At 60.7% G+C, this 21,224-nt stretch carries 20 protein-coding genes; 12 read left to right on the top strand and 8 right to left on the bottom strand.

Going from position 1 to position 21,224, the window contains the following annotated elements:
* Positions 1-10: 10 nt before the first annotated feature.
* A complete protein-coding gene (locus PGW49_RS06875; protein WP_270226029.1) occupies positions 11-2,752 on the bottom strand; it encodes a PRD domain-containing protein in 2,742 nt (913 codons plus the stop codon).
* A 59-nt stretch (positions 2,753-2,811) separates the two neighbouring features.
* On the opposite strand from PGW49_RS06875, the gene PGW49_RS06870 reads away from it, so the two are divergent.
* Positions 2,812-3,237, top strand: coding sequence for a YciI family protein (locus PGW49_RS06870; protein ID WP_270226028.1), 426 nt, complete (start codon positions 2,812-2,814; stop codon positions 3,235-3,237).
* Between the two features lie 388 nt (positions 3,238-3,625).
* Here the strand turns inward: PGW49_RS06870 and PGW49_RS06865 are convergent, their stop codons facing one another.
* Positions 3,626-4,210, bottom strand: a complete 585-nt coding sequence (locus PGW49_RS06865) for a helix-turn-helix domain-containing protein (RefSeq protein ID WP_270226027.1) — start codon at positions 4,208-4,210, stop codon at positions 3,626-3,628.
* A gap of 174 nt (positions 4,211-4,384) precedes the next feature.
* On the opposite strand from PGW49_RS06865, the gene PGW49_RS06860 reads away from it, so the two are divergent.
* The 9 genes from PGW49_RS06860 to PGW49_RS06820 all read left to right on the top strand — a co-directional run bounded on the left by PGW49_RS06860 (position 4,385) and on the right by PGW49_RS06820 (position 11,966).
* Positions 4,385-4,594 carry a hypothetical protein gene (locus PGW49_RS06860; RefSeq protein WP_270226025.1) on the top strand — a complete coding sequence of 70 codons (210 nt, stop codon included), beginning with the start codon at positions 4,385-4,387 and terminating at the stop codon, positions 4,592-4,594.
* Complete coding sequence (locus PGW49_RS06855; protein WP_270226023.1) at positions 4,584-5,648, top strand: site-specific integrase; 1,065 nt, start codon at positions 4,584-4,586, stop codon at positions 5,646-5,648. The genes PGW49_RS06860 and PGW49_RS06855 overlap by 11 nt, the downstream gene beginning before the upstream one ends.
* A complete protein-coding gene (locus tag PGW49_RS06850) occupies positions 5,641-6,090 on the top strand; it encodes a plasmid mobilization protein (protein ID WP_270226022.1) in 450 nt (149 codons plus the stop codon). The genes PGW49_RS06855 and PGW49_RS06850 overlap by 8 nt, the downstream gene beginning before the upstream one ends.
* On the top strand, positions 6,080-6,280 hold the full coding sequence (locus tag PGW49_RS06845; protein WP_270226021.1) for a hypothetical protein: 201 nt from the start codon (positions 6,080-6,082) through the stop codon (positions 6,278-6,280). The genes PGW49_RS06850 and PGW49_RS06845 overlap by 11 nt, the downstream gene beginning before the upstream one ends.
* A complete protein-coding gene (locus PGW49_RS06840; RefSeq protein ID WP_270226019.1) occupies positions 6,280-7,509 on the top strand; it encodes a virulence-associated E family protein in 1,230 nt (409 codons plus the stop codon). Before PGW49_RS06845 ends, PGW49_RS06840 begins: the two co-directional genes overlap by 1 nt.
* A gap of 223 nt (positions 7,510-7,732) precedes the next feature.
* Positions 7,733-8,218, top strand: a complete 486-nt coding sequence (locus PGW49_RS06835) for a hypothetical protein (RefSeq protein WP_270226018.1) — start codon at positions 7,733-7,735, stop codon at positions 8,216-8,218.
* Between the two features lies 1 nt (position 8,219).
* The gene (locus PGW49_RS06830) at positions 8,220-8,684 is read left to right on the top strand and encodes a hypothetical protein (RefSeq protein ID WP_270226017.1); all 465 of its coding nucleotides are present in this window, start codon (positions 8,220-8,222) and stop codon (positions 8,682-8,684) included.
* Positions 8,671-10,029, top strand: a complete 1,359-nt coding sequence (locus PGW49_RS06825) for a hypothetical protein (RefSeq protein ID WP_270226016.1) — start codon at positions 8,671-8,673, stop codon at positions 10,027-10,029. Before PGW49_RS06830 ends, PGW49_RS06825 begins: the two co-directional genes overlap by 14 nt.
* Complete coding sequence (locus PGW49_RS06820) at positions 10,026-11,966, top strand: type IV secretory system conjugative DNA transfer family protein (protein ID WP_270226015.1); 1,941 nt, start codon at positions 10,026-10,028, stop codon at positions 11,964-11,966. Before PGW49_RS06825 ends, PGW49_RS06820 begins: the two co-directional genes overlap by 4 nt.
* Before the next feature lie 291 nt (positions 11,967-12,257).
* Here the strand turns inward: PGW49_RS06820 and PGW49_RS06815 are convergent, their stop codons facing one another.
* Positions 12,258-12,488: a helix-turn-helix domain-containing protein gene (locus PGW49_RS06815; protein ID WP_270226014.1), complete on the bottom strand. Its 231-nt coding sequence runs from the start codon at positions 12,486-12,488 to the stop codon at positions 12,258-12,260.
* 154 nt (positions 12,489-12,642) lie between these two features.
* On the opposite strand from PGW49_RS06815, the gene PGW49_RS06810 reads away from it, so the two are divergent.
* Positions 12,643-13,449 carry a hypothetical protein gene (locus PGW49_RS06810; RefSeq protein ID WP_270226013.1) on the top strand — a complete coding sequence of 269 codons (807 nt, stop codon included), beginning with the start codon at positions 12,643-12,645 and terminating at the stop codon, positions 13,447-13,449.
* On the top strand, positions 13,439-14,716 hold the full coding sequence (locus PGW49_RS06805; protein WP_270226012.1) for a hypothetical protein: 1,278 nt from the start codon (positions 13,439-13,441) through the stop codon (positions 14,714-14,716). The genes PGW49_RS06810 and PGW49_RS06805 overlap by 11 nt, the downstream gene beginning before the upstream one ends.
* 225 nt (positions 14,717-14,941) lie before the next feature.
* On the opposite strand, the gene PGW49_RS06800 is transcribed toward PGW49_RS06805, so the two are convergent.
* The 5 genes from PGW49_RS06800 to PGW49_RS06780 all read right to left on the bottom strand — a co-directional run bounded on the left by PGW49_RS06800 (position 14,942) and on the right by PGW49_RS06780 (position 21,192).
* Positions 14,942-15,235 carry a hypothetical protein gene (locus PGW49_RS06800; RefSeq protein ID WP_270226011.1) on the bottom strand — a complete coding sequence of 98 codons (294 nt, stop codon included), beginning with the start codon at positions 15,233-15,235 and terminating at the stop codon, positions 14,942-14,944.
* A 4-nt stretch (positions 15,236-15,239) separates the two neighbouring features.
* Positions 15,240-15,539, bottom strand: a complete 300-nt coding sequence (locus tag PGW49_RS06795) for a DUF2958 domain-containing protein (RefSeq protein WP_270226010.1) — start codon at positions 15,537-15,539, stop codon at positions 15,240-15,242.
* Between the two features lie 390 nt (positions 15,540-15,929).
* Positions 15,930-18,839 (bottom strand): DEAD/DEAH box helicase family protein, encoded by a 2,910-nt coding sequence (locus tag PGW49_RS06790; RefSeq protein WP_270226008.1) that lies wholly within the window; start codon positions 18,837-18,839, stop codon positions 15,930-15,932.
* A gap of 2 nt (positions 18,840-18,841) precedes the next feature.
* Positions 18,842-21,025 (bottom strand): site-specific DNA-methyltransferase, encoded by a 2,184-nt coding sequence (locus PGW49_RS06785; RefSeq protein WP_270226007.1) that lies wholly within the window; start codon positions 21,023-21,025, stop codon positions 18,842-18,844.
* Positions 21,025-21,192: a hypothetical protein gene (locus PGW49_RS06780; RefSeq protein ID WP_270226006.1), complete on the bottom strand. Its 168-nt coding sequence runs from the start codon at positions 21,190-21,192 to the stop codon at positions 21,025-21,027. The genes PGW49_RS06785 and PGW49_RS06780 overlap by 1 nt, the downstream gene beginning before the upstream one ends.
* Between the last annotated feature and the right edge of the window lie 32 nt (positions 21,193-21,224).

Here is a 21,224-nt window from a genome sequence, read left to right as displayed (position 1 = left end):
GCGGGGAAGGTCACTCGTCGAGCAGGAGGTCCGAGGAGCCGAGGCGCTCTTCTCGCGCCGGGGCGGCGCTCACGCTTATGTAGTCGAAGACATATGCGATCTCGCTTACGGGAACCTCTACGCGATAGCGCGTCGAGATGCTCGAGAAGCTCTGCCTGAAGGACTCGATGAAATCGGCACGCTCCTCCTCGAAGCGGTCCTGGCCAACGTAGGTCTCAATGGGGTTTCTGGTAACAAGGCGCTCGACGAGACAGCAGAGGTGGACGTAGAGCCCAATGATGGCGTTGCTGCCGATCTTCTCGCCTGTCCTGCGCTGAAGCTCGTGCACGGCGCTCTCGATCTCGTGGAATAGCCGCTCCGGGTCGAGGATGGTGATGGAGCGGATGACGTTCTGCAGCGTCATGTTCGAGAGCAGCTTCTCGTGGAAAGAAGAGAGCTCGGAAGCGTCAAGCCACCTGCCGAACACGGCATCAACCTTAGAGGCGGACGCCGTCGACATGATGTCCTCGAGGGCGACGAAGGGGACGGAGGCGACCCCGGGGTCTCCCGTGCCGATGACGGCGCAGACGCGGTGCTCGGAGAAAACGGCGTCATTCGACCCGTTCGCGACGAGCTGCTTGAAGGGCCTCGTGAGCAGGCGCGCGCCTATGGTGCGCGGGAGGCTCTGCGAGACGAGCTGGCGTATCCTCTCCGCGGCGTCGACCCCGGACTCGGAGCAGAAGACGATGGCGTCCTCACGGTTGACGCGCTCGATCACCTTGCAGTGCGTCACGCACGCGGCGGTCGCATCGCCAAGAACCTCGGCGATGGACTTGCCGCCGAGCAGCCCGACCCCGATCTCGAGCGCAAGACCGGTAGAGACGTTGTTCACCACGCCGATAGTGGAGTCGGTAACGTTCTCGAGGGCCTTATAGGCCTCCTCCAAGGAGCCCATGTCGACGAGGAACACGACCCCGGTGCAGTAGGAATGGCGGTCGACGAGGCGCTGGAGCGGACCGACGATGTCCTTCAGCTGCTGGTCGTAGGGCATGTCGACAGCCTCGTACACATGCATGCCGAGCATACGGTTCGCCGCGTCGGCGATGCTCGTCGCCGTTGAGTAGCCGTGGGACAAGATGACGCAGAGCGTTCGAAGGGCCTTCGCATCGCGAGACTCCGATGCGACGCACAGCGTCAGAAGCGTCTTCGTGAAGTGATCGAGCGAGATTCCCAGCGCCCCTTCCACGTCTGCGGCGACCTGATCGGAGACGCTCGAGGCAAACGGTAATTCGGAGGTCACGGCACCGAGGAGATGGGAGATTTGCTCCGCACAGGCAGACTTTCGCTTAGCCAGGCCGATGCCCGGCCACAACTGCAGGCAAATCTCCTGGGCCAGCAGAAAAGCGACCTTCCTCGAAAGCTCGATGCCATAAGAAGAGCCTGCGTCGGCAAGGACCGCGCCCACGATGCGCTCGAAGGCGCGCGACCTCGAGGAGGTAACGCCGCGGCCGAAGATCAAGTGATCCTCAACGCCGCGCACAGCGGAGACAGCTTGCGAGACGAGCTCGGAGACAGAGAGCTCCCCGGCGCAGAATCGCTCATCGAGAGAGCACAGGGCATCGAGCGCCTGCTCGACCGGCCCTGTGCTCTCGGCGGCATCCAGGGACGCGTCGATCAGAACGCCATCGTCGGGCTGTTGATCGATATGCGCGGAGGAGAGGAGCCCGCTGGGAAGAAGATACGGGCGAACGACGACGTAGTCGCCCTCGCGATTGAGGAACGCTTTGGCGCAGCAGTTCGTCACGCAGGCGCGCAAGCCGGCGATGTTATCGGAAAAGTCCGCGTTCACGAGGCAACGGTATGCGCCGCGGCTGATCTTCACATCAGAACCGATTCGGCACCCCTCGCTGCGCAGGAAGCTCAAGATGAGATCCTCGCGCTCCTCGGGGGTCCGCTCCTTGAGTGAGGGGACGCGGGCACAGATGGGCATTTTGCTGTAGGCCGAGGAAACCTTCAGGTCATCGGCGGAAAGCGTCGTCGAAAGAACGAGGCGAGCGCGCGGCGCATCCTGGGAGGCATCGAGCCCGAGGGCCGTCGCAAGGCAGTGCTCCATCGCAGAGGGAGAGAGTGCCTCGATGCCGTTGACAAAAACCACACCCCCGCGCGATTTCGCGATCGACTCGTCAAGAAGCCCGTTGAACGAGGCGGCGTCCGGGACCCCGGCGCAGTCGATGCGCACATAGGAGGAGTCGCGGGACAGCAAGCCCTGGTTCTTGCCGTACTCGTACACAAGGCGAGAAAGGAAAGACTTGCCGACACCCACGCCGCCGCTCAAGAGGATGGGTAGGCCGAACGGAGGGTACTGAACCGCAGCCTTGCACTGCTCGACAACGGAGCTGAGGCTCAGGTCGAAGCCCACGGCACGCGCGAAGTCGCGGTGATCGGCGATTCCCGTCGCCTGGATGAGGTCGGCGAGCGAGGCGTACTCGCTTGCAGAGAGCTTTACCTGAAAACGCTTCTGGAACGCGCGGCGATGAAAATAACGGACAGGCCTGCCCGCCACCTTAACCACAAGGCCGGCGCGAACAAGGTCGTTGAGGTACTGGCTCGCCAGGCTCCTGGAGATGATGAGCGTCTCGGCGATGTCGGAGGTGGACAGACGGGCAAGGTCGTCGAGCGAGACGGCAGAGGTGAGGGCCTCGAGATGCTCGAGAATCCTGTCCCTCATGTCGACGGGTTTCTTTGCCAAGCTGTCCTGTGCGGTCTTGTCCATGACTTCTTACCTCCTTGTACAAGGAGTATAAGGGGAACACAGAGAACGGAAGGGGGCGCGTGGGGGAATCAACAGCCCCGAGGAGAAGTTCACCACTTGAGGGGCAGAAAACAACGGCCATTGAACATTCAGGGCCGACGCTCAACACTTCGGCTCGACACTTCGCTTTGGCAAGGGCCCTGCGCGATGGTGCAGCCCTCCATCTCGCAGCACAGGTCGCCGAAGGTCGCGAGGATGCGCTCCTTCTGTTCCGTGGGCGAGACGGCTCGGTGGGCAAGGTCCTCTCAAAAGGGGTCGTCCGACGCCGCAAGACCTCGATGACCGACTACCGCCTCGAGCAAGTGGCGGATTACCTCTGCACCATCGAACTTGCCTTGGTCAAGTGCGAGGCCAAGGAGAACGGTGAGACGTACAACAAGTTCTTCGGAGGTATAGGCTCTTTCAAGAGGAACTGGCTCAAGCAAGCCCGCAACAAGCGGATATAGCTGGTCTCGCGGTTTCGCAAGGAACGGTCAGCTCTCCTCTGGCGAGGAATCCCGGGCGACGTGCTTCGAGCAGCGGAAGCTGAAGCGCAAGCAGAAGCAGCGCGGGCATTGATCGGTGCCGACATGGGCCCAGACGTGAACAGTGCTACGTCCCCTGTTCACGGGGCGCGAAACCGCAAAGGTTGCACAGAGGTTGCAAAATAAGAAGCCCCCGACCTGTTTTCGCAGGTCAGAGGCTTGAAATCAACGAATATCGTTTACTCCCACTCGATAACGAGCGCCGCAGGTAAATAAGGTGCTCGTTTTGCCTCAGCCAACTCAATCAGGCATTTTCCCGTTGCCGTTTGATACTCATTTGATCCTCACGAGAACAAAAACGAGGCGAAGGCTATATCTTTCCTGCTCGATGAGCACGGGTCAATTCATCCTGAAGTGATTCCGGCATCATCTCTACGGCATGTACGGCACCTTCCCGCTCTTCACCCGCAAGGGTCTTTCCCGTATAGGGATCAGGAATCTCCTCGCCCAGCCAGTTATTCAGGATCGTGGGGTTATAAGTATCCTTCCAGTCTTCGTATTCTTCGCGCGAAATCTCGCCTTTTTCAAGTTGCGCGAGCTTCCTTCCCCAATCCATAAGCGCTTTCGGCACCATTCCGTACCCATAAGCGCGCAAGCTGGGAGAACCTTCTCTATTCGGCTCTAATTCGAATGCTTGCTCAAAGTTAAACAGCATGTGAATGAATTGGAGCTCGTTTTCGATTCCATAGACTTCAAATGCCTCCGGACGTACTTTAAGCGCTTTTGCCAACGATTCGAGATGTTTCTCCTTCGGATAGCGCGCGCCCAGCTCATAGCTTCTAAGAGCCGATTCCCCTAGACCCGCGGCCTTCGCCAACTCTTTCTGAGTCATCCCCCGTCGTTCACGTAACGCTCGGATTTTCATCCCCATACGTAGTTTGTCTGAATCACGCATCTCAGTTTCTCCTGTGGTCGGTCTCTCACCGTCTATCAGGTTAATCGACGTACGTCACATTTTCGTGATGATAATTCATTTTTTGACTTGACCTCTCGTTTTTGTGAGCTATTCTAATTTTCGAAGCACCTCTCATATTCGTGAGGTATAAACCGACTGAAAGGAGCATTCCAAATGTCCAATCAATTCATGAGCGCCGAGGAGGTTGCACGGGCCACGGGCATGAGCAAGTCTTATTCGTTCAAGCTCATCAGGACTTTGAATGCAGAGCTTGCAGCTCAGGGGATCATGACTATCCCCGGAAAGGTCCAGCGCTCGTATTTCGAGGCACGCCTTCTCTCCGCTCCTTCTAAGCAGAAGGCGGCGATGCCTAATGTCGGTTAGCCGCGACAAGAAGCGCGGGACCTGGACGGTCGAGGCTTGGTACCGCAACTCCATGGGAGAGCGCCACAAGAAAACGAAGCGCGGGTTCGTCTCCAAGAAGGAGGCTGTGGCTTGGGAGCGCGACTTCCTCGCGTCTTGCAACGAGCGCGTCGAGGTCACCGTCGAGACTTTCGTTAAGACTATGTACGCCCGTGACGTATATCCTCGGCTGCGAGTCGGCACCAAGCTCACCAAGGATGCCATTATCGACAAGTACATCCTTCCGTTCTTCGGCAAGATGCGCCTCTGCGACGTCAAGGCCGCAGACGTGGTGCGCTGGGAAAACTGGCTTTTGGAACAGGGGCTCTCTCAGAGCTACCTCCACACCATATGCAACCAGTTCTCAGCCATTTTCAACCATGCAGTTCGTTTCTACCGCCTGCCTCAGAACCCCATGCTGGCGGCGGGAAAGGTCGGCTCCAAGCGCCCCGAGAAGGAAATGCTCTACTGGACCCCTGCCGAGTTCAAGCTCTTCTCCCAGGCCATCGAGGAAAAACCGCTCATCTACCTTGCGTTTCTCACGCTCTACCTCTCGGGCTGCCGCGAGGGCGAGCTCCTCGCCCTTCGTCCGGAGGATATCGACTTCGACCTCAACGTCATCCGCATCCGTCGTTCCTACGCCCGCATCAAGGGCGAGGACGTTATCGGCCCGCCCAAGACGCGAGCCTCAAAGCGTGACATCGTCATGCCGAGCCTCCTCCGTGAGGAGTTGGGCGATTATCTGGCAACGCATCCCGAGATCGCTCCTACCGACCGGCTCTTCCCCATCACGAAGCATGCCCTGTCCCATGAGATGAAGCGGGGCTGCGAAATCTCGGGCGTCAAGCGCATCCGCATCCACGACATCCGCCACTCGCACGTCAGCGCGCTCATCAACAGCGGCTACTCGCCCACGGCGATCGCCGACCGCATGGGGCACGAGACCGCAGAGGTCACGGAGATGTACTCGCATCTCTTTCCCTCGACCCAGCACGATCTCGTGGAGGCGCTGGACGAGGTGATGACGGATGTCTAGGCCGATTGTGGACGCCAAGGGACGCCGCCGCTGCAAGACCATCGCCTTCCGCATGTCGCCCGCAGAGGCGGAGCAGCTCGACCTCCGCGTCGCTTTGAGCGGCCTGTCGAAGCAGGACTACATCACGGGCTGCTTGCTTGAGGGCACCTTCACCGTGGTCGCGACCAGCCGCATGCGCAAGGCGGTCAAGGAGCGCGTGGGGCCTGTCGTAGCGGAACTTCGGCGCATCCGGCGCGCAGGGGACATGGACGACGAGCTCGTCGAGTCGCTTGAGGCACTCGCTGCCTTCGCCGGGTCGTTCGCGCCCGAGCGCTCCCCCGTGGAGCTTGAAGACGCCCTTATCGCAAACCTTGGAATGGACGACGGCCTCCCCTACCAAAGCTCGGCCGTCGCCCAAAAACATGAGCCCACACATAAGGAGGACCCTGTCGATGAATCTTAGCATGATGAATTCCGCCCGACGCCGCGCCGTCTTGCGCGACCACGGCCTCGACCATCCACTGTCAGAGGAAGAGCTGGTCGAGCTCCTTATCGATACGGAGCTTCGCCTCAGCCGGCTCGAAGCGCTTGTCTCCGGCAAAACCTGCCCCGTCAATGGCCCTCACCGCCTCCAGTCTCGCGGGGTGGCCTGATGGACACGCAGAAGCGCGACGACGCTCCCAACCCCCAGCCCCCGGAGCGCCGCTCTCCGCCGACGGTCAACGAGATCGTCGAGGAGCTCAAGTCCCTCCCCCTGAACGTCGGCTATAACCGGCTCGCGAATGAACTCTTCAAGACCGGTCCTCTGCCCTGGGACACGAATGTGAGGGAACGCCGGTGGCGCGACTCCGACGACGCCCGGCTCTTCGCCCTACTCCAGCAGACCATCTCCCTCCAGAAGGAGAAGTTCATGCTGCTCGCATTGACCATCGTCGGCGAGGACAACGCCTATGACCCGCTCGTCACCATGCTCGAAGCCACTGCCTGGGACGGAATCCCGCGCGTGGGTACGCTTCTCAACGCCTATCTCGGCGCGGAGATGAGTGCATACGTCTCGGAAGTCGAGCGCATCCTGTTCTGCGAGGGCATCGCCCGCGTCTACCACCCGGGCTGCAAGGCCGACTACATGCCCATCCTGTGCGGTGCCGGGGGCATCGGCAAGTCCTCCTTCGTCAGGGGCCTCGCCATGCGAGACGAGTACTTCAGCGACTCCGTGATCAACCTCGGCGATGTCAAGCTCACAGGCGAGCAGAACCGAGGCAAGTGGATTGTCGAGATCCCCGAGCTCAACGGCATGTCCGAGCGCTCCGTCGAGAGCGTGAAGGCCGGGATCACACGTCAGGTAGATGAGTTCCGGGGAGCCTACCGTCGACGGACGGAAGCTTTCCCCCGGCGCGTCGTCTTCGTCGGCACCACGAACGAGGCCGACTTCATCCGCGAGCGGACGAGCGGCGCAAGGCGCTTCCTCCCGGTGCTCTGCGGCATCGAGTGCACGGAGAAGTCCGTCTTCGACGAGGGCTTTCCTACCGCCATCCGGCAGGCATGGACAGAGGCCCGCACGTGGATGAAGACGGGCGACCCCCGTTTCTCGACCGTCCTCACGCCCGAAATGGAGGTCGAGGCGGCCGCACAGCGCGGACGTTTTGTCGAGGAGGACCCCTGTGTGCAGAAGGTCCTCGCATATCTTCCCGGCAACACCGACCGTCCCATATGCACGTTCGAAATCCTCGACAAGGCCCTCCACCTTGAGAAGACCAAGGCCAACTGCAAGATGGTCAGCCGCATCCTCTCGTCGCAGTGCCCCGGATGGGTTCCGGGCAACAAGCGTCTCTGCCCTCCATACGGCAAGCAGCGCTGTTGGGTGTTCCGGGAAACGGATTAGGGCCGATTGGGTGCCGCAGCATGTCGCAGCGGCACCCTGTCCACCGCCCTTCACCTGCAAGACCCGGCAGACGGTGCCGAAGGTGCCATGGATTCCAAAACTCTTGGCCGCTCCTCGGCACCTTCGGCACCACGCAGTCTCTCCGCAGCTAGAACCATCGCTAACCAAGACATTTAAGCGAGTTGCCGGCACCCGTGCGGCACCGGCAGAAAGGAAACACACGATGAAACTGATTGAGAAAATGAAATCGCGCCTCGCCGACCTCCTCGGGACAATCCCCGAGCACAAGGGCGACGCTGTCGGCTCCGTGCTCTCCCATCTGCTGGAATCCGATCCCGGCCTGAACTTCACGCGAGCAGCGCGGGTCAACGAGCGTCCGGGTTTCACGCGCGTCGTTCGCGCCGGAATCGCCTACTACGCGAAGCCGGAGTGCAAGGTCTTGAACCCGTTCAAGGAAGGCGGGAACGGCGTCTATTTCGTCAAGGGCTGCAACGACGACCCCACCGGCATCTTCTTCACCGACACTTTCAACGTCAACGACGTAGAGTACAGCGATGCCATCGCGGCCTATCTCTTCGCCTACGGAATCCCCCGCGACGATCTCGTCATGGTACCCATCACCTTCTGGCCCAAGACCTACGAGCGCACGCCCGAGAGCATCGCCGCCCTCCGTGCCGTCGGCGCACCCCTCCCGAACGAAGGGGTCTAAGATGACCACCGGCAAAGACAAGTCGAAAGTCATGAGCCTTCGCCTCCCCGACAAGACCTATCGCCGCCTCCACGCCTACGGGGTTTCCAAGGGGCTCAGCGACAGCGCCGCCGCACGTGAGCTCATCGCTGCCGGGCTCGCCTCCGACGGCCTGGCGCTCTACTCCACCGAGCTCGGAACCTATCTGCGCGGCGTCATGCAGCCGTTGTTGGAGCAGCTCGACCGCACGCTCGGCGAGCGCAACGCGGAACAGGAGGACCGCATCGCACGCGTCGTCCACCGCGCCACCCGTGCCTCTATCGTCGCGGCCATCGCGGCGGTCGAGATCGAGAAGGGCACGTTCGATGGCCTGGACGGCGTGAGCGCATCGGACATCTACGCCGCCTACGACAAGCAGGCCAGGCTCATGCAGAGCGGCATGAGCCTCGCCGAGGCCCGGGAGCGCCTAGCCGATGGCAAGTCGTAGCAGCCTCGTCGTGAACGCCCGCGTGCACCTCCCCGGTTCGCGCGGGCGTTCCGCCGTCATCACCAACAACATCGAATACGTCGCCACGCGCGAGGGGGCCGACAAGTCAGCCACCGTCGACGACCTCAGACGCTCCGAGCTCGCAGAGAGGATGGGGCTCGTCGGCTACTGCGCCGAGAGGCCCGGATCGACCGCGCTCTTCGACCAGAACGGGGCCGTCCAGCTCCGCACGGCCCGCAGGGAGCTCGAAAAGGCCGACGGCGCGATTGTTACCGTTGTGCTCAGCGTCCGCAGGGACGAGGCGTGCGAGCTCGACCTCGCGTGCAAGGAGGATTGGCAACGCTTCTGCCGACGAAACCTCTCGCCGGCACTTGCCGAGGCAATGGGCATCCCCGAGTCAAGCGTCCGCTGGGTAGCTGCCGAGCACGAGAACCACCCGAGCTCCAAGCACGTGCACGTCATAGCGTGGTCGTCGGACGGCTCATTCGATTCGCTCATGGCCCGCAACGCGCTTGACCGGGCAAGGAACGACCTCACCGATGCGGCGTTGGCCCCGGCGCTCGCGGTTGAACACGAGGCCCGCGACCTTGCGAGGTCACGAACGGTCGACGCCGTCCGTGGCGTCCCCGTGAATGAGACAAACGTCACGCTGCCCCCGGACGGTCGTATCTCCTACGCGCACCTCCGTCGCTGGCACCCGGAAGTAGCAAAAGAGGTTGACTCCGCCGTCGCGAGGGCCGAATCGGCCCATCCCGAAATCAAGGCGACCGTTGTCGCCTATCGCGAGTCCGTAGAGCGATGCGCCGATCTCAGGGGCCTCAAAGGAGTGGAGAGGGACCGTTACGTGAGCGATGCCATGAGGGAACTGCGGGCACGCCAGTGCAACGCCGTACTCAGAATCATCGCGCCCGACCGAACGGCGATCCCCACGCAAGACCTTGAAAGGACTAGGAGACCGGAGCGCGGCCCCGCGACGGAACGTAGGTATATGAGGGCGCTCGCGGGTGAGGTCCGCGCCTGCGTCTCCCCTGAGAACCTAGACGCGGCGTGCAGGGCGGTGCGCGAACATCGTCCGATCCCGAAGCGATGCCTCCAAGGTTGTCCGTCCTACACACTCTCCATGGCCAAGGCCCCGATTGCCGCCGGAAAGGCCCTTGCTAGGGTCCTCGCATCCGCAACGGAATCCCGGAAAGGCAGAAGAGACCTATCGGACGATGTCGGCCAGCAAGCCGAACGCGTGCTCGCTAGGGCTCTCGCGGCCGCCGCATCGGCCGCGATCAGGGGCGATGCGGTGGGCATCGCGCTCGCACCAGCAAAATCCATAGTGAAGGGAATGATTCTGTGAGCAAGCAGAAGAGCTTCAACGCCGACGAGGGCGCGCATCTCAGGCGCTGCGTCGCCACCGGCGCGGCAGCCGGGGCCGCGATCGCACTCGTTCTGCTGCCGGCGATATGGCGCTGGCTGGATGCATGGGTCATCGGCATCGCCATAACGCTCAGAAGCTTCGGGACGGCCGCAGCACCCGAGCTTCCCGGGACCGTGTTCCAAAACCCACTCGAAGTCCTACCGGAGCTGGTCCAGGACGATGCCTTCCTCGCGGGATGCGCGGCGGTCCTCGCCATCTCCACGATAGCAGGCGTCTGGAGCCACTTCGACTGGTCGCGCTGGCTCCACGACGGGACCTGGGTCGGCGGGCGCCGCGCGCCCGGCGCGCCCATCCACGGCGACGCGAGGCTCATCTCGGCACACGGCGAGCTTAAGCGCCGGAGCGAATCGTGGCAGAAGGGCGACAAGCCCTCGGGCGGCACACTGGTCGTGGGCGAGATCGGGAAGAGCGTCAGGCTCATCGACTCTGTCCACGCCTGCATCCTTGCCGAGAGTGGCGAGGGCAAAAGCCGTCGAGTCGCCATTTTGTCAGCCTTGGCAAACTTCGAGCAAGGCCGCTCCCTCATCATCAACGACATCAAGGGCGAGCTCAGGGCCTTCCTTGAGCCTGTGTTCGAGGAGACGGGCACTCATCGCATCGTCGACGTGATGTTCGACGCGCCCGTATCCTCGGTTCGATTCGATCCGCTCGAGAGGGCAAAGGAGGCCTTTAAGGCGGAGGGGGCCGGCGGCTGCGCACGGGAGCTGCGTGAGCTCGCGCGCTGCGTCGTGCCCGCGCCGTCGAAAGGCCAGCCGTTCTTCTACGACGGCGCTCGGAACCTCTTCGTCGGCATCTCCCTCGCCCTCATCGAGGATGCGTCCATCCCGGAAGACAAGAAGACCGTCATGTCCGTCGCTGCCGCGATCTCGCCGTCAGGCGACCAGGGCCCGCTTGACCGCATCGCCGCCCTGGCGGCATCTCTGTCCGCAGGAGACCCCGCCCTCCCCTTCCTCGGCGGACTCAACGGTGAGCACGGAGGCGGGCCTGGCATCGTCTCGACTCTGAGCAACTGCCTCACCGAGTACGTCGACGGCAACGTTGCCCGGATGCTTCACGACGACGAGTGCGGCCTCGGGGACATCGGCGAGGAGCCCACGGCGGTCTTCATCTCATCGTCCTCGGCAACGGGCAACTACAAGAGACTCGTCCAGACGTTCGTTTCCCAAGCGCTCTCGGCGCTGCGTTCCTGCGCCGCAGGCCATGCCGGGCGCTGCCCCGTCGAAACCATCCTCCTCCTCGATGAGGCGGCGTCCCTCGGCCGCAACGAAAGGATCGTCCAGGACCTGGGAGAGATGCGCTCAGAAGGCGTCCATGTTCTCTGGTTCTGTCAGTCGCTCCTCCAGCTCCAGTCCGTCTCCGGCTACAGCCGAGAAGAAGCCGAGACGATACTCGACCTCCTCAAGGACAAGGTCGTTCTCTCCTGCTCCAACCTCGACACCGCGCGCAAGCTCTCGGAGTCGATGGGCTCCTACACGGCGGTCGCTCAGTCCACGAACCGAACGAGGGGAACGAACACCGGCTCGACGGGCACGAGCGAGGGACTCGTCCGCAGGCCGCTCATCACGCCCGACGAGCTCCAGCGTTGGACTGGCCGCGAGACGGGAGCCCTCGTGATCCACGACGGCGTACCTATGGCCTTCCCCAGCAGGGACGTCACCGAGACCTTCGTCGGGCCCATGCTCGGGATGACATCCCCCGAGGCCGAACGGGCACTTATGGAGCAATCGACCGCTCGCCGCGAGATCAGGAACGAGACGGTACCGAAGATTTGGCAGGGCCCGACCGACCCCGGCGGCGCGGCGACAGCACCGACGAAGCCGAAAACGGCGGCAGGATACGTTCCCGAGGGCTTCTAGCCGCGTAATCGCCCATATCCAGCGGAAACGCCTCGATCAACTACGCACCCGCACCCGCGTACTACACGCGGGTGCGGGTGTTTTTCGTTTTAGGTGCAGGCATCTACCTGCGCTTTCGAACTCGGCGCGCCGAGTTGCGCCGTTTGCCTCCGGCGAAACGTAGTGGAGCCTTATCCTGCACCGCCGATTCTCGGCGGAAATAGAAGTCAACAGGTCTCGCGATATTCGAATAGCATAAAAAGAAGCAGCGCCGCGCATCCACAGATATTTTTCCAGCAATCCGTCACCGAGTCATCCCGTAAACAGGTCGGAATCGAAAAACTCCCTTAGAGAAACACCAAGGCCCCTTGCTATGCGCTCTATGTTCTCGATCGAGATGTTCCGTTTCCCGGTTTCGACCTCGGCAAAATAGGTTCGAGACATCTCTATCGAGAACGCAAGGGCTTCCTGGCTGTATCCAAGAGCGTTTCTCAGTTCCTTAATGCGAAGTCCGACTTTCATTTTTGCATCTAGCTGAGTCATTGGTACCTCCCGACTGGTGGTGCCAATGATTTGAGGCGGACCTATATAAGTCACACCTATATGAGTGACAATTTGCAATACAATGCTCACGTGGCCCTTTTCCCGGTTGAAGGGATCGCCGTAAGTACCATCTATGAATCAAAGGAGAACTGCCATGGCGATGAATGTATCCCGGCGCGGCTTTTTGGGCGCTGTCGGACTGATGTCGATTGCCGGATTGAGCGGCTTGAGCGGATGCGGGATGACGGGAGTGAAGGGAATGACGCTCTATTACGTATCGGTCTGCGACAACGTCGCCCTCGGGAAGATGACGAATAACAAGCTGGGTTCCGAGACGACGATAACCTTCGACGACGGGGACGGCTGGCATTACGCAGGGTCGTTCGAGTCCTCGGGAACGTGGAGGCAGGAAGACGAGAACATCGTATTGAGCTCAAGCGAGCTCGGGACCCTGACGCTCAAGAAGGCCGACGATGCGGATGCCTATATCCCCTCTGGCGACGAGGAGTACGGCGAGCGCTATTTCCTTAACGAGGACGATGCGAAGAAGTACTACGAGGACTACACCGGCAAGGCGGTCGCCCGCGTCAAAGAGCTGCTTGAATCGCAGGAATGGGAACGCTCGAACCGGCCGGAGTCCATGGCGAGCCCCGAGGAGATCAACTTCGACAGCGGAAAGATCGCATTCAAGAAGGCCTCGTATAACCAAAAGGGCTATCTGTTCACCCAGGGTCCCAGTGATGACGAATGGGCCGCATCGGACCATTCGGGAAAGTACAGCCTCACGGTCAAAGACCAGAGGGCGAAGGATACCGACTCTACACCGCGCCCGCTCGTTTACAAGGGCGAGCTGACGGCCGATGGGGCGTCGGTGGCCTACACCCTCGAGAAACGTAGCGACAGCCTGGTTCTGAAGCTGGGAGAGACAATGTATGATCCGGTGTTCACGAATGGAAAATAGCGGTCGAATCAAGCTCTTCGGGCGCGAGTTCTCCCGCAAGCAGGTTTGCGCGGCTGGTGCGGGAATCCTCTGCGCGGCGCTTCTCATCGGCTGCGGGGCTTACGCTATCTCACATGCCAGTTGGACGGGAGATTCCAATGCCCCTGCGGTGTCGCAGTCGAAGGACGATGAGAAGCAGAACATGGTACTTACCCTTGAAGTGAAGGCTGACGGCTGGGATGCGGACACCTCCACGCCCGTCATCGCCCATATTGAGGATGAGGACGGGAAAGTAGACTTCTACACCGCCATCGCCGCGAACAAGCAGGTGACCGTGAAGGTCGGTGAGTCCGGTACCTATACCGTCACATTCATCTCACCGGTGAACGCCGACGGCTCCATCTATAAGGTGCCATCGAAGAAGGTTACCGCCGGAAAAGCCGACAAGACAGTTGCCACAGGCGTGACTTTCGATAAGGTAGATGCGGACAAGGTAACGAAGGATGACCTGACAGCCATTGCCAAGGACGTTGCGGAAGCCGTGAAGAAGGGCGATTCCACCCTGACCGGGGACAAGGGCGCTGAGGTCGTGAAGAAGTTCGAGGACAACATCAAGAAGAACCCGAACGCCGATACCGATGCCGTCGAGAAGGAGACCGAGAAGGCTCAGGAGACCGCCAAGGAAGAGAAGTCCGACGCGAAGACCCCGGAAACTTCCGACAGCAAGAAGAGCGATTCAGGCTCATCCAACGGCTCCAAGAAGGATAATGGGAAGACCACAGGCAGCTCCGATAATTCTGGAAACAAGAGCAATTCATCCTCCAAGAAAGACGAAGGAAAATCCGATAGCAAGCCGAGTGGCGGCAACAGCAGCAACTCCAGCTCAAACTCCAATTCAGGCAGTTCATCGAAAAAGGATGACACCCCGGCGCATCAGCACAACTGGGTTGCCCAGACAAAAACCGTCCATCACGACGCTCAGTACAAGACCGTCCACCACGATGCGGTGACGCATCAGGTGTGGCATGACCCGGTGACGGAGGAGCACTATATCTGCAATCAGTGTGGTGCGGATATCACGTCTGACCCTTGGGGACACATTGACAACTCCCTTCTGAACGGCGGCAACTGCGGTGGTTATCATTCTTCCTATGTGACTGTGAAGCAGGGTTACTATGAAACCGTAACCGACAAGGCGGCATATGACGAGCAGGTGCAGCTGAGCGCGGCATGGAACGAGACCGTGACCACCGGGTATAAGTGCTCGGGCTGCGGTGCCACGAAGTAGCGGAAGCCGCCGAATTCTAGGCCGTAGCAGTCAAGCATCAGGTTGAGATCTATTGATGCCGCCGGGTGCATGGGTCTCAGTATCCTCCATGTTCCCGAGTCGCCTTGGCCAAGGCTCCAAGGGGCGCCGCCCCTTGGCGTGCAGAGGTTCGGGGATGGCACGAGGCATCCCCGAAAAAGCTGGCGCGGGCACGCCGATGGCATACCCGCGTTCTCTGTATGCGCCTCACCCCTCTCCGGCAACGTACGCGGTCCGGCCGCTCCCGCAGTCGATGCTCTCCACGTCGCCGAATCCGATGCGGACGGCAGCCCATCCGCCCCCGTCCTCCACCAAGGCGTCGGCCTCGTCGCGTGCTTCCGAGACGAGTCGCCCGAGTTCTGGCGACCCCTCCGGAGCGGTGCCTATCTCGAACGCCCCGCCCTCGCCGCGCGACTCGAACTCGACGACGACAGTCAGCCCGACGGCTCCGCCCGGGGACTTGCCGAATCTGCCCGCGGCGTCAAACTCGTCCATCTCCATGGAGCTACCTCCCCCTGACGGCGCTAAGCAACTTCGGCTCGAAGTGCTCGTCGCGTTCGATGGCGGCGAACCCCATCTGGCGGTTCAGCTCGGCCATCTCCTTGATGCTGAAGTAGCCGAGCTCGTCGTCGTAGCCCTCGACGAGGCCGAACGCCTCGTCCGTCCCATCGAACTCGAGCAGCCACCAGTCCCATCCGTTCACGCACGAGAAGTAGTGGACGTAGACCGAGGGGTCCTCCGCCCCGTCCTGCTCGTAGAGCCTCGGTAGCCCCTCCGCAATCTCCCTCGTCATCAGCTCCTGCATGTCTTCCTCCGTTTCCGGGCACGCTGCCCTGATCATCTCGCCCTTGCGGGCAAAGCCGAATGGCGACGCCGCGCGTCGTCGTCGGCTTTGCTCCCTGCAAAGCCGCACCGGAGCGAAGGCGGGTCAAGGGAGGTCCATGACGACCTCCACCAACCGGAGCGGAGCGGAGGTTTGTGCGGGGTCTCATGGGCCCCTTGACGCGGCGTAGCGGAGGTGCCACCCACGTAACGGATACAAGGTCATGACCGGCGAATGCCGCCGAAACGTTGGAAATCATGGGTCAAGCCTGAAGAGAGGCGGCCGCCCCTAACGGACGGCCGCCTTAGCAAGCCTTACTAATTCGGTTCTGGTATATGATCCGAGATGCCCGCTGGGCAAATCCCGACGATACTAGTGATAGTCGTTTGCGAAGGAGCCGTAGAAGAGCGCCTTACAGTCGACATCGCTATAGGACATGATGGCATCCTGGACCTCGGGGCGCAGGAGGTTGAGCACCTTGTACTCACCGTTTCCCATATCCCCCACAAAGAGCACCTGTTTGAAGACATCAGGGTACTCGCGCAAGTAGGTCACGTAACCTCTGAGCTTTGCCAGTGTGTCGCCGAGGAACTCGCCGTGGGGGTCGACGATGGACGGCCTGATGACGCCCTCTGCATCCTTCACGAAGAAGAGGAAATCTGGATGCAGGGCTTTGCGTCCCACCGAAGACATGTACGGGATCGAAAACGCCTTGGCAGACATGCTGCCCGACGGATTGCGATAGAAGGCAACCGTGCGATTCTTTGCCAATTCGTTCCTAACGATATAGTCTTCCGCCGGGCTCAGGTCGAGCGGGCAGAAGCCGTCCTCTTTCTGCACGATATGGCACGGATACTTAGCGAAGTCGTCCGACGTGCTGGTAGACGTGGGCCACTCTATCTTTGTGAGACGCTTGCCCTCGGTTTCACGGGCCAGCTCGTCGTAGCGTTGCTTTGCCGCGTCGTTAAGGTAGTCATAATCGCCAGATCCATCGACCTTATCGAAGTATCCCTTTCGGCATTGAGCCGCCCAGCCCTCGAGCGCATCAACGATGGCCTGCGTGCGAACCGCTGCGGCAAGGCGCAGGTCGCACTCGGGCCGCCCAAGCTCCTTGAAGTTGGCGCGACGATACTCATTCGCAAACTCCTTAGTGAAATGCATGTCGGCGTCGCGGGCGGCCTTCCTGAGGCCCTCGGCGTCCGTGCGAGCCTCCTCCTGCTCCTGGTCCTCGGTCTCGTTGAGCTTGTCGAGCGTGATCTTGACGGTCTCGGCAACCTCTACGTCGTGTTTGGCTTCGCGGTACTCGTCCTCGTTAGCAACGATGTATCCCTTGAGCTTCTGGACGAACTGTTTTTTCACGTCGGCTGCGGCATTGACATCGAGGCCGGTCTCGACAAGCAGAGTCGCCGTCTTAACCAGACTCTGGAATTCGTTTCTGGCCTTCTTCGGAATGCGCTGGACGGGGATGGAATCGAAGGCTGTGCGGATGCCCTGCCACTCCTGGTGCGTGAAAGACTGCTCGCGCTTGGTGGGCGGCTTGGGCTTTGCCATGGGCACGGGTTTTACGACCGAGACGGGCTGGGTCGGCTCGGTCTGTGTGGAACTTGGCTCAGGGGTCGCAGGTTGCTGCGGGGCAGGCGCTGCAACGTAGTTGCCCGTTGCGGGCTGAGGCGCCGGCTCCGCTTCTGGCGCCGGGACGTCGACGGGCCCGACCGCCGAGGCAAGCGAGGGCTGCGTTCCCTGCATGTCCAACGGCTCCTGAATCGCGATGCCGGCAAGCGGCGCCTGGTAGCCGGGTTGTGCCTGCCGCGCCGCCTCGATGGCCTTCTCGTTCTCCTCGTACGCCTTGAGCTCCTGTTGGTAGTCGGCTTCGGACTTGGGCGCAGCCGCCGTGATGGTCACGGGGTTGAGAACGATGTTCTGCTTGCCGATGGAGCTCTCACCCATGTCGTCCTTGCGACCCATGAGGTAGTCGACCACGTCCTGAGTGCTCTCGGGATTGAACTGGGGCAGGTAGCAGGCGACGGAGTTCAAAAGATCATCGGATTCGATGCGCCGCGCAAGCGGGGTGCGTACCATACGTCCCACGAGCTGTGCGATATAGGTCGAGTCCGAACGCCTGCGCTGCGAGAAGATAACCTCCGCTCGCGGGCAGTCCCATCCGTTGGAGACAGCTTCCTTGGCGAAGAGCACGCGAATGCGCGAGGTGTCCTGAACGAACTCGGGCTCGACATAGGGAATGAGGTATTTTCCCGCCGCGATGTCCTTATGCTCGCCGAAGACGTTGGCGAACGACATCGCCTCAGAAAGGCCGGGGACCAGGCCCGTGATCTGGTCGCACATCTCAGCCAGGGCCGAGTTGCTCACGTTGTCCGCCGCTTGGATGAGCAGCAGCGGGTTGACGGGACTCTCGCCCTCACGGGCACAGTACTCGCCCCACTCGCGGCAGGCCAGGGCATAGCGCTCGCACGCCATAGTGAGGTACTGGTGCTCGACTGGGTCGTCCTTCTCTGGCACGCGCAACTCGATGATGTCCTTGAGCAGACCTGACTCCTGGACCTCGCGAGGGGTCACAGCGACCTTTGGCATACGCACGCGATCGGCGCGCTGGTCCATGGCCGCCTCGAACCTCTGCGGCGTAGCAGAGACCCCGACGACGACGGGCATCGCCGCGCGGCCGTCCAGGCCGTCGATGAGGTTAGCATAGATCGTCGCGGTGCCGCGCTCACTTGATGCATTGGCCCCCAGGCCGCGGTGGGCCTCGTCTATGAACAGATAGAGGTTACGCTCCGGGTCCCTGATGGTGCGGTCAAGGATATCCCAGAACACGCGGCCGGAGTTGGCCTCACCACCCTTGGTGAGCAGGCCATTCTTGCTAAGCAGGTCCTTGCTGAGGAAATAGACATGGCGCGGTTCGAGAATGTCGTGCGCGGCTCCGAAGTCGTTGGTAATCGTGACCAGATGGCGCCTGTCGAGGATGCTGTCTGCCAGCTTGTCCGCCACGTTGGAAAAACGCACGCTCGTCTGCTCGTTCAGGCTCGGGGAATCCGAGAGCCAAAGAACAACGGCATTCTCGTCGGGCATGAGGCCCAGATCATCGTCTCCGAAGAAGAGTGCTTCGATCGTCGCCGCGCACATGACCGTCTTGCCCGAGCCCGTGGGAGATGCGAGGCACACCGAAGACAGTTCGCCGTCCTGCTCATAGCGTCGGCGCATCGACTGCAACTTGTTTGCCAGGGTCGCGACTGCCCCGGCTTGGAAATCCTTAAGTTCGACTCTCATGCTTACCTCACCGCATCCTCGGCGGCAATCTTGAACGATTGCAGGTAGTTCTCGTACAGGCGGACGACGTCGACCCCGGGCAGCTGTGCCTTGACGGAGGCGTATCGAGCCGTGTCGTCCGTGATCACATAAGCGCACCCTATGCTGGCATTCTGCTTGACGGCGTCTATGAAAGCGCCGACCGAAGCAAAGTCGAAAAGGACGGCGTAGGCGTCGACCATGGCAAAGCCCGGCTGCTCGTGCTTGATGATGCTGCCACGCGAACCAGCGCGCAGCCAGAGCAGGGGCGCGATCTCCTCGAAGGCCACGCCCAGCTCGACGGCGTCTGGGTCTGCGTAGGTGAGGTCAAAGAAGACGGCGTTTTCCTCGAAGCCGTCGGCCATGGGAAACTCGTCGGTGAACTTGTAGTCACCCTTGATGGGATCGCCCTCGGGCGTCTTGCCCGTGATGGCCGCCGTGACGCGAGGTTTGGTAACGTACTGGCAGATGCCCAGTGCCTCCCATTCGGGGTCGCCCTGGCGAAGACCGCGCTTGGTGAGCTTTTTGGATTCGTCCTCGGAGACCTCGTTGTTCGTTACGCTGATGGAACGCCTGCGCCCGCCGTCCTGATGGTTCAGACGCATGACGGCGTGCGCCGTGGTGCCCGACCCTGAGAAGAAGTCGACTATAAGGGCATCGGGCTTGTCGGCGACAACGGAAGCGATTGAGAGCTCGGTCGCATATAGGGACTTTGGAAATGTGAAGCGCCTATCGCCGATAAACTTTTTGATATATCGGCTCCCGTATTCACCGGCAGAGAACTGCGTGCCACTCCAAACGGTTGTTGGAATGGCAGAGCGTTCTCCCTGCTCTTCGAGAAGCAGGGACCCATCCTCAGCCTTGCCGATGAGTTTAATTTCTCCATTCTTGAGACGCTCCTCTTGGGAATCTCCTAGGTAAAGGAGGGAGTACCGATCACTCTTTTTGTTGTACTCACCTACTTTTGCGCACCCGCGATCAAGCTTGGCCTGTAGAGCATTCTGGGAGATCCTCCAAGTCGCCTCTCGGCCATCGGTCCTAATAGGCCAAACTGCCCTGAGACCCGTTTTTGTCGGTATCTTTGTCCAGTCTTGTTCAAGGGGGAGAGAAGCGCCGAGCTCCTTAATTGTCGCGGTCTCCTCATCGATATAGATGGGATAAAAGAGGTTCGGCCTTGCGGTGCGAGCGGCATTGGGACCGCCCCTCAGCAGCCACTCCCAACGTACCTTACGTTGGGAGCGGCTGCTCGACGCGTCATCAGCCACTTTTTCCTCAAGTTCTCCGAACTCAACGGAATAGAGTCTGCGGTCCACTTGGCACGGCGCGGCGGTACCAAAAAAGCAAAAGACAGCGTACTCGTCAGCTCTCTTGAACTGGTTGCCGCGGGCAACCCCGTTCTTGTTTATGGTGATTGAAACCGTCTGGATACCGGTCGCGTTGGGAAAAACGCTCTCTAAAAGAAGCTCAAGCCTTGCATACTCCTTCTCGTCGATCGTCACGATGAGCACGGAATCGTTGGGGTTGAGCAGCTGCTTGGCAAGCTTGAGGCGGCGCTCCATAAAGGCAAGCCACTTGGAGTGGCGATAAGCGTCGGAGCCGTCGACGTAATCGTTGTTATATTTCCAGTCGCGGGCGCCAGTGTTATAGGGCGGGTCAATATATATGCAGTCCACTTTGCCTGCATAGGCAAAGGCCAAGGTTTCAAGAGCATGGTAGTTTTCGCCGTTAATGACTACTTGATAGGGCTTATCGCCACCGCGCTCGACACGCCCAGTCTCTTTGAGGCCAGCATAAATCGGCTGGTCATATTCAGCAACAGGCACGACATCATCGACAGCAACGGAGCGGGGCTCACATTCGTTTTCGTCATATGAGGGCGATTGGTATGGCTTTAGATCAGCAACCCCCCCCCGAACGGTATTTACAAACCATAGCAGTTGGGAGTTAGAATCCTCTTTTTTACCACGCTCGGGAAGCACCTGTACGACATCGCCCTTCATGATAGGTTTGCCATAAAGGCGAAGTCGTTCTGGACGGTTGTGTTCAAATACAAGCCCAAACTGGCGCTGCGCCGCAAAGGCACGGATGTCGGCAGCGAGCTGACGATCGCCCAGCTTGACAGCACGATCAACAAGGTTCTGAACGACTGCTTGCGCCGTCTGAGACATCACTTCTCCCCCTTACACTTCTCGTCAATCCATTCGCGCAGGACCTTAGCCACTGTCTTATCCTGGCGCGCGGCATAGGACTTAAGAGCCCGCTTATCCTCGCGGGTTATCGAGAGCGTGAACTTATCCAGCTCCTTCGCGTTCTCCTTGAGTTGCGCTTCGGACATGCGGGCCTCCTTTGTTCAGTTGAATTGATTTT

Origin of the sequence: Collinsella aerofaciens (assembly GCF_027679495.1) — a bacterium.
Classification (GTDB): Bacteria; Actinomycetota; Coriobacteriia; order Coriobacteriales; family Coriobacteriaceae; genus Collinsella; species Collinsella aerofaciens_AK.
This window is presented reverse-complemented; position numbering and strand designations above follow the sequence as displayed.

Coding starts and splice junctions, on each gene's coding strand:
- PGW49_RS06875 (WP_270226029.1), bottom strand. CDS start 2,752: ATGGACAAGACCGCACAGGACAGCTTGGCAAAGAAACCCGTCGACATG.
- PGW49_RS06865 (WP_270226027.1), bottom strand. CDS start 4,210: ATGCGTGATTCAGACAAACTACGTATGGGGATGAAAATCCGAGCGTTA.
- PGW49_RS06860 (WP_270226025.1), top strand. CDS start 4,385: ATGTCCAATCAATTCATGAGCGCCGAGGAGGTTGCACGGGCCACGGGC.
- PGW49_RS06855 (WP_270226023.1), top strand. CDS start 4,584: ATGTCGGTTAGCCGCGACAAGAAGCGCGGGACCTGGACGGTCGAGGCT.
- PGW49_RS06850 (WP_270226022.1), top strand. CDS start 5,641: ATGTCTAGGCCGATTGTGGACGCCAAGGGACGCCGCCGCTGCAAGACC.
- PGW49_RS06845 (WP_270226021.1), top strand. CDS start 6,080: ATGAATCTTAGCATGATGAATTCCGCCCGACGCCGCGCCGTCTTGCGC.
- PGW49_RS06840 (WP_270226019.1), top strand. CDS start 6,280: ATGGACACGCAGAAGCGCGACGACGCTCCCAACCCCCAGCCCCCGGAG.
- PGW49_RS06835 (WP_270226018.1), top strand. CDS start 7,733: ATGAAACTGATTGAGAAAATGAAATCGCGCCTCGCCGACCTCCTCGGG.
- PGW49_RS06830 (WP_270226017.1), top strand. CDS start 8,220: ATGACCACCGGCAAAGACAAGTCGAAAGTCATGAGCCTTCGCCTCCCC.
- PGW49_RS06825 (WP_270226016.1), top strand. CDS start 8,671: ATGGCAAGTCGTAGCAGCCTCGTCGTGAACGCCCGCGTGCACCTCCCC.
- PGW49_RS06815 (WP_270226014.1), bottom strand. CDS start 12,488: ATGACTCAGCTAGATGCAAAAATGAAAGTCGGACTTCGCATTAAGGAA.
- PGW49_RS06810 (WP_270226013.1), top strand. CDS start 12,643: ATGGCGATGAATGTATCCCGGCGCGGCTTTTTGGGCGCTGTCGGACTG.
- PGW49_RS06805 (WP_270226012.1), top strand. CDS start 13,439: ATGGAAAATAGCGGTCGAATCAAGCTCTTCGGGCGCGAGTTCTCCCGC.
- PGW49_RS06800 (WP_270226011.1), bottom strand. CDS start 15,235: ATGGAGATGGACGAGTTTGACGCCGCGGGCAGATTCGGCAAGTCCCCG.
- PGW49_RS06795 (WP_270226010.1), bottom strand. CDS start 15,539: ATGCAGGAGCTGATGACGAGGGAGATTGCGGAGGGGCTACCGAGGCTC.
- PGW49_RS06790 (WP_270226008.1), bottom strand. CDS start 18,839: ATGAGAGTCGAACTTAAGGATTTCCAAGCCGGGGCAGTCGCGACCCTG.
- PGW49_RS06785 (WP_270226007.1), bottom strand. CDS start 21,025: ATGTCTCAGACGGCGCAAGCAGTCGTTCAGAACCTTGTTGATCGTGCT.
- PGW49_RS06780 (WP_270226006.1), bottom strand. CDS start 21,192: ATGTCCGAAGCGCAACTCAAGGAGAACGCGAAGGAGCTGGATAAGTTC.